Here is a 6,000-nt window from a genome sequence, read left to right on the forward strand (position 1 = left end):
AGGTTCGATCCTGAGATAAACTTCGCATGATTTACCTCTTCAACTTCAAAGACTTCACCACTGTTCAGTATGTCCGGATCGGCGCACGAGACTCCTCCAGGTACTATAAGTCTTCTAAGGGTCTCCCACTTAACTATGTCATTACTTATCGCCTCAATAAACAGTCTGAACGTATCTTCCGGTAGCGCTGGCGAAAACTCTATGAATGGGATCGGCGAAATGTAACCACAGTGATAACCGTAGGTGATGTCGGCCCGGTCAATTTAATTCAAATCCGTTTTCAAAACATGCTGGCCTATCCACGAAACGGAACCCATGTTGTTCATAACGGCAACTGGATACTCATCATCATCAAGATAGAGAAGGCAATCTATGTGATTCTTCAGAGCAGTGTAAAGAACGATGTTTCTCTGGGAAGCGTATCCTTTTCCAAAAACCAAAGAAGCTTATTCCGAATCGACAATCCCGCGCTTAATGAGCTCCCTCTTTTCTTCCTCAACTTCCTTCTGACCCATGAAGTGTTTGGAGAACAGTAATTCGTTCACACTGGAACTGATCCTGGTGTAATTTGCCTTCTTTGTATTCTTGTAGTCCAGATCATACGCAACAAATAGATTCAGGGTTAGTTCTTTTCTGTCAACCAGTTCAGATTCTTTCCAGTTGTAGACGTAGCTGCGCAAAACCCTCTGAAAGTGTTTTCTCCCAGTTGCAAAATCGATTCCGACCTTCATTCTTTCGTCATTCAAATAGCTTTCTCCTCCAAGAGTTCACAATTGTCTCTTAGAACACAAGAGCAATTAAGATCCAAACGATTCTAGGATGAGTAGCATTCTCGAAAAGAGGATAACGCAGTCATTAAGTCGGAAAATCAGGCATGTGAAATTAGACCAAAACTCAACTTAACGAGATCCCTTGAGGCATTCAATCTTGTTATTGACGTAACCTGCTCATTCAACTAACCAAACCCATAATTACTCTGCTGCTTCCCTGCAGTTGCGATGGCTACCTCCTGTGACACCCGGGAGAGCAGTACTTGCATCCACACACATTGGGATAGATATCACTTGCCTTCCTTACTGCATCCTGACAGTTGTCAAAATAGCCAAGGTAAGTCCTCGACTTTATCCTCACCATCTCAACGCAGTCCCTTGTGTGAACCTCGTAGTCCCCAGAGTGCATAGCGCTGTCACCAACATAGTAGTGTTTATAAGACATATTTCATTCCTCCTTATTCGAGTTACGGAAAGAGCCAGAAGAAAGAGTGGAAGGCTGTGATTACTAAATGAGAACCGTGCTTCAACGATCCGGCCTTGTGAGAAATTGTCCCGTGGCTTTCATATAAAGTTTAGCACAAATTCATGTTTATGTTATCACAATTCACTACTTCATCTCTGTTGGTCAATAAGTTCTCTTTAAGACTTAACGAATCAATGCCTAAGCTGAAGTTCAATTGCCAGGGTAAGTCAAGATACTGGTCCTTTTATGGCCGACTTGGAAAACTAACCGGGTATAGATACTATAAGCCCTTTGTCAAATTCAGGAAGAGACTCTTGTAATGTACAGGATCCGAGAATCCTATCTTCTCTGCTACCCCAATTGAGGCTGAGTTGCTCTCTCTGCAGTGCCATTCGGGCCTGAGCCCTTTATCAACGCAATCTCTTACGCAGAGCGCTGACGTAAGAGAGCCGAGACCGAGCCCCCGAAAATCCCCTGGGTCTCTAGCCCCAATTTCCACGCTCTCCAGAGTATATCGTGATACACCAAGCGACTATCTGGTTGTTCTTCACCACGCAGTATCCTATTCCTGAGCGCAGAAAGGAGCAAGTATCCGGCCAGAAGGCATTGAACCAGCCGGTCTGCCCTTTGAGCGATCTGTCCTCCAGCGCTGTTTTCACAGTCATGATCTCAAAACCGGTAGGTGGCCGTTTTCTCTCCCTCAGCTTCACGGAATTATAATATCTCCTAGGCATCTCATCTACTTTGTCTCCCAAGAGATTAGCGAGCTCGTATTTGCACTCTGAAGATTGATCAAAACTGATTATCAGACCTGGAGTACCCCATTTCTTGAAGCCGGGGATGATTTCCTTCTGTAGAAATTCGGACAGCTCAAGTAATTTGAGTAATCACCTGCTGCTTATAGAACATTTGTGAGAGGCCATATGACTGCCAGATTTGGATTTGTGAAATCATTCGAATATACGCGACCGATTGTATTTCCTTCTAAAACAGACCTTACAGCCAAATGGGATTCAAAAGAGTTAAAGCGGTCAGCCACAATCGAGTAGTTGGGTTTTTCGAGCAGGAACGATCCATCTCCCCGTTTTCGGAACACTTCTCTATTCGATTATGCAACAACCTTTGAGACGGATTTGTTACCACGAGATTGCAACCAGTGAGGTGGGATAATTGAGAGGCGTAAGAAGTGTCGCTTGCCACCGTCTATGCCGTAACTGAAAAGCCCGTTTCCAAAGTTTGCAGTAAAGTATATGGTTTTTCCTACCAGTACAAGTCCTGTTAAATTGGACGGCAACTCTTCGGCAAAGGCAATATAGTACTCATTTTCTCCCTGATCAAAGTATATGGAGCTGAGCTTTCCGTATTCAGATCTGGCAATTGGCAGAATTTCGCCCGTTTCCATTAGGTATTTAAGAACCGTATCCTGTCCGTTTGTCGAGAGAACAAACGTTCTTTCGTCGAGGAAAATACCGTACGTATTCTGAAGCAGGTTATCCGTATCGTAAAGCAAACCAAACTCGCCTGCAGATTTTCTTTTCATATCATAGAAAGTCATGGTATCTCTCTCGTTGTCAATCTTTTTCATCCAAATCCAACTGCATGTATTCGTGTAGAAGAAAAACGATTGACTACCTTTCCATCAACAAGTGAATATTCATTGTAATAGTCATAGAGGTTGTTGTTCCATATGGAAAGCGCTGTGTTCTGTGTAGTAGAGAAGAGCTCCGTAGCTTCTGGTGTTATTCTTATAATCCCGATCTTCGTTCCAGCATAGAATACTATGTCTTTTTCCTCGTGGATCAGGCACCTAGAAAACTTCTGGGTATCAGAAACACAAAGATTACCGCCAATCATATTCTGGCTTTCGTTTCCCCACCTCCATTTGGGTAAAATCATTACATATGACGAACAGAGTTTTCATAGCTAATCGATTCCGTGCAAACAATTATAGGATTTACTGTCTCGTTTATTTGCCTCAGTCAGACAGAGCTGTCAACTTCTAACCGAATAATCAAGCATGACTATTGAAGAGGTTTTTTTGAGCTTTTGAGAGAGCCTTTCTGACTCTTCTGGCTTTTCAACATTATAATGAAGACACAAATAACCTCTTCTATTTGCCACCAAGGAGGTGCCAAGATGAACATCAAGAGGCTTCTGCAGTGCCCCGGGTGTGGTTCTTCTATCATAAGTAATGAAGATGCTTTTGAATGCACCTCCTGTTATCGGAGATTTCGAAAACGAATGGAAGTATTGGATTTCCTTCTGTCGGGTGAGGATCAATGGGTGTTGGTCGGAAAGGGTTTTATGAACGGTCAGGAGGAGCTTGAAAGGCGTTTCTTTGAGCCTTCTGAGGATGAGCTTTCTCCGGCTGACAGATTGATAAAGGCTACCGCTCTCTGGTATCGAGGAGAATTTGACGACTTCCAGAGACTTCTCCGACCGTCGAGAGAGGTCCTTTACACAGAAGAATACAACCAAGCGATGACCGAGAGCCTCAATCGTACCGTTTAACTGATCAAGAATGAACAGGGCTTGGTCCTCGATCTGGCAACCGGAATGGGCGGACTGCTTGAAGAACTACTGTCTTCTACCGAAAAAGAATACTTGGCTGTCGATATTAGTCCTTCGAGCAGCTTCGGGCTTCTCCAGTACTTGCGTTACAGAGGCTGGGGAGAGAGAGTTGTTCAAATCATTGCTTATGCAGCAAATCTCCCGCTCAAAGATGACTCAATAGATGTCATCGTAAGTGCCGTAGGGTTTCAAAACATGCAAGATTCCAAGAAAGTCTTCAAAGAGGTAAGAAGTGTCTCGAAAAAGCTGATAGCGCTTTGCATCTTCTTTGAAGACGGTGATCCAAACCTCGCTCATGTGAGTGACAGAGGCCTTCACGTCTCGAAAGAATTCGTAAGGGGCCTTGAAGAGGCTGGCTGGAACTCGAGGGTTGAAAACTCCGTTCGGGCAAGAGCCGAACCAACACCGCAGTCGGGAATTCTTGGCATAAGACCGGATATGCTTCCGATAACTTCTACAACAATTGAATTTACCACTGTCATTGCGAAGTAATCCACTCTTGCTCGATAAGTCGACTGTTAAAAGCATTAGGTGACCATAGTATCGAATCTTGGCTTCTCTTAGGCGAGTTCTGGTCGCTCGAAATCGGCTGTTGCAAACGAATTGTTGAAGACTCTTCCGCGGGTCTCCCTACTATCTCCTGCCTTCTTCTCTGTCGCTTTTCGAACCTTTACTGCTGTACAATCTAATAAGCAGGAGGTGGGTCGAATGACCAGAAAAATCACAAGCATACTATTCGTTGCGTTTTTTGCGTTTTCCTTGGTTTTTGCTAATAGCGTCTGGCTAGCTATCTTTCCCGAATACTCGGATAGTCCCCTTGAATGGATGGCTCCCGGACTTAGGCTCAGCTACAGGGTAAGCACTGCCGTGATGAAACCCGGGGGAGGGTTGTCGGATACCGGCGGTTCCGGCGTAGGCCTCTATCAGATGGATGTTGTGGCATTGGAAGAAGGATCCTTAGCGCTCTTACAAACTTATTTTATGGAGATGAGGGGCGGCTATTATCCCAGTCTTTCATTTGGAACTATAGAGAAACCGGGTGTTTCCGACTTGTGGTTAAATCCAGCGGTTTTCAACGACTTGTCGAAATTCAACAGCGATAATACGACTGCTGCGGAGATGCCTATTCAATACGGCGGGCAGACGGTGCAGGCCGTCAGGATTGAATCGAGAGGAATAAATGCTAAACACGTCTATACTTATGACCGAGCCTCAGGTATTCTTCTTTATCTTCTGACTCAAGCTCAATCGGGGACAGATATACATCAAAACATAATGGAGTTTCTTTCTGCTAGATATGTTGAGCTCCCCTGGTTCAACTCTCAAAGGCCCTCCTGGAAATTGACGACCACGTCATATTCAGGAACTTACACGATCAACATACCCGGCTCATATACCACTCCCGCACAGACTCAGGTTACGATAACTCCGGTAACATCCTCGCTTTCCTGGGATTACGTAAAAATGACAATCATGCAGTACGGAACCCTTCCGGGGGAATTTCACACCGTAACCGGTGTGGCTCAGTTGAACGGTCCGATATGGCTTTCTGCTCAAGCCCTTAATTCGCTCACAAAGGTACAGGACATCGATCGAGATCCCATCACGAATGTTGTAACCAGTGTGAGCTACATTGGCAAGCTTCAAGATGGAACTGAAGTTATGATGCTTCAACAGACAAACGGAACGTACGCCAATCAAAACGTTTACGATCGAAAAACCGGTCGTCTTCTTTATACAAAGCAGATGAGCCCAAACAGTCTTGACTATAATGTGACCGAACTCTCAATTGCAGGCTATTGAAACCCAACAAGTTTGAGACTTAGATAGCCGAAAATGAGGCTTAGGAAAAGTGTTATGGAACTCGAAATCGTGAATACTGCGGGGTATCTGAGGTTTCTGCCCCAATCTTTCACGTAGATTCTATAAGCAATCAGATTAGCCAGAGAGGCTATGATAGTGCCGCTACCTCCAATGTTCACGCCCAGAAGAAGTCCTTTGTTGCTCTCGGTAAACGAGGAAAAGGGGATTGAAGCAGGCACCTTGCTGATAAACTGTGGTATAAGAGCGGAGCTTGTCATTGTCCTTGTTTTACCATTTGTTGCAGACTTCATCAGCGTGGCTATTACATCCATTCTGCAGATATTGTCTCTTGACTTTATCACTTTAACCCATAAAACAGAGAAGATAGCG

General features: G+C 44.5%; 8 protein-coding genes and 2 pseudogenes. 3 read left to right on the forward strand and 7 right to left on the reverse strand.

Features of this window, described 5'->3' with window-relative positions; all coding sequences use genetic code 11:
* Window positions 1-263: 263 nt before the first annotated feature.
* From B3157_RS00200 to B3157_RS00225, 6 genes and pseudogenes are all read right to left on the reverse strand, one after another.
* Window positions 264-440: a hypothetical protein gene (locus B3157_RS00200; protein ID WP_292587880.1), complete on the reverse strand. Its 177-nt coding sequence runs from the start codon at window positions 438-440 to the stop codon at window positions 264-266.
* A gap of 6 nt (window positions 441-446) precedes the next feature.
* Complete coding sequence (locus tag B3157_RS00205) at window positions 447-746, reverse strand: hypothetical protein (RefSeq protein WP_292587882.1); 300 nt, start codon at window positions 744-746, stop codon at window positions 447-449.
* A 256-nt stretch (window positions 747-1,002) separates the two neighbouring features.
* Window positions 1,003-1,215 carry a hypothetical protein gene (locus B3157_RS00210; RefSeq protein ID WP_214059969.1) on the reverse strand — a complete coding sequence of 71 codons (213 nt, stop codon included), beginning with the start codon at window positions 1,213-1,215 and terminating at the stop codon, window positions 1,003-1,005.
* A 301-nt stretch (window positions 1,216-1,516) separates the two neighbouring features.
* Window positions 1,517-2,105, reverse strand: a pseudogene (locus B3157_RS12780) (GNAT family N-acetyltransferase).
* Window positions 2,106-2,344: 239 nt separating this feature from the next.
* Window positions 2,345-2,821 (reverse strand): hypothetical protein, encoded by a 477-nt coding sequence (locus B3157_RS00220; protein WP_292587886.1) that lies wholly within the window; start codon window positions 2,819-2,821, stop codon window positions 2,345-2,347.
* Window positions 2,818-3,090: a hypothetical protein gene (locus B3157_RS00225; protein ID WP_214059788.1), complete on the reverse strand. Its 273-nt coding sequence runs from the start codon at window positions 3,088-3,090 to the stop codon at window positions 2,818-2,820. The genes B3157_RS00220 and B3157_RS00225 overlap by 4 nt, the downstream gene beginning before the upstream one ends.
* Window positions 3,091-3,372: 282 nt before the next feature.
* Between B3157_RS00225 and B3157_RS00230 the strand changes: the two genes are divergently transcribed.
* From B3157_RS00230 to B3157_RS00240, 3 genes are all read left to right on the forward strand, one after another.
* Window positions 3,373-3,747 (forward strand): hypothetical protein, encoded by a 375-nt coding sequence (locus B3157_RS00230; protein WP_214059787.1) that lies wholly within the window; start codon window positions 3,373-3,375, stop codon window positions 3,745-3,747.
* A 21-nt stretch (window positions 3,748-3,768) separates the two neighbouring features.
* On the forward strand, window positions 3,769-4,299 hold the full coding sequence (locus tag B3157_RS00235) for a class I SAM-dependent methyltransferase (RefSeq protein WP_214059786.1): 531 nt from the start codon (window positions 3,769-3,771) through the stop codon (window positions 4,297-4,299).
* A gap of 216 nt (window positions 4,300-4,515) precedes the next feature.
* Window positions 4,516-5,610, forward strand: a complete 1,095-nt coding sequence (locus B3157_RS00240) for a hypothetical protein (RefSeq protein ID WP_214059785.1) — start codon at window positions 4,516-4,518, stop codon at window positions 5,608-5,610.
* Here B3157_RS00240 and B3157_RS00245 read toward each other — a convergent pair.
* Window positions 5,604-6,000, reverse strand: a pseudogene (locus tag B3157_RS00245) (hypothetical protein); the annotation flags it as partial. The gene B3157_RS00240 and the pseudogene B3157_RS00245 overlap by 7 nt on opposite strands.

It is taken from the genome of Mesotoga sp. UBA5557 (genome assembly GCF_002425715.1).
GTDB lineage: Bacteria > Thermotogota > Thermotogae > Petrotogales > Kosmotogaceae > Mesotoga.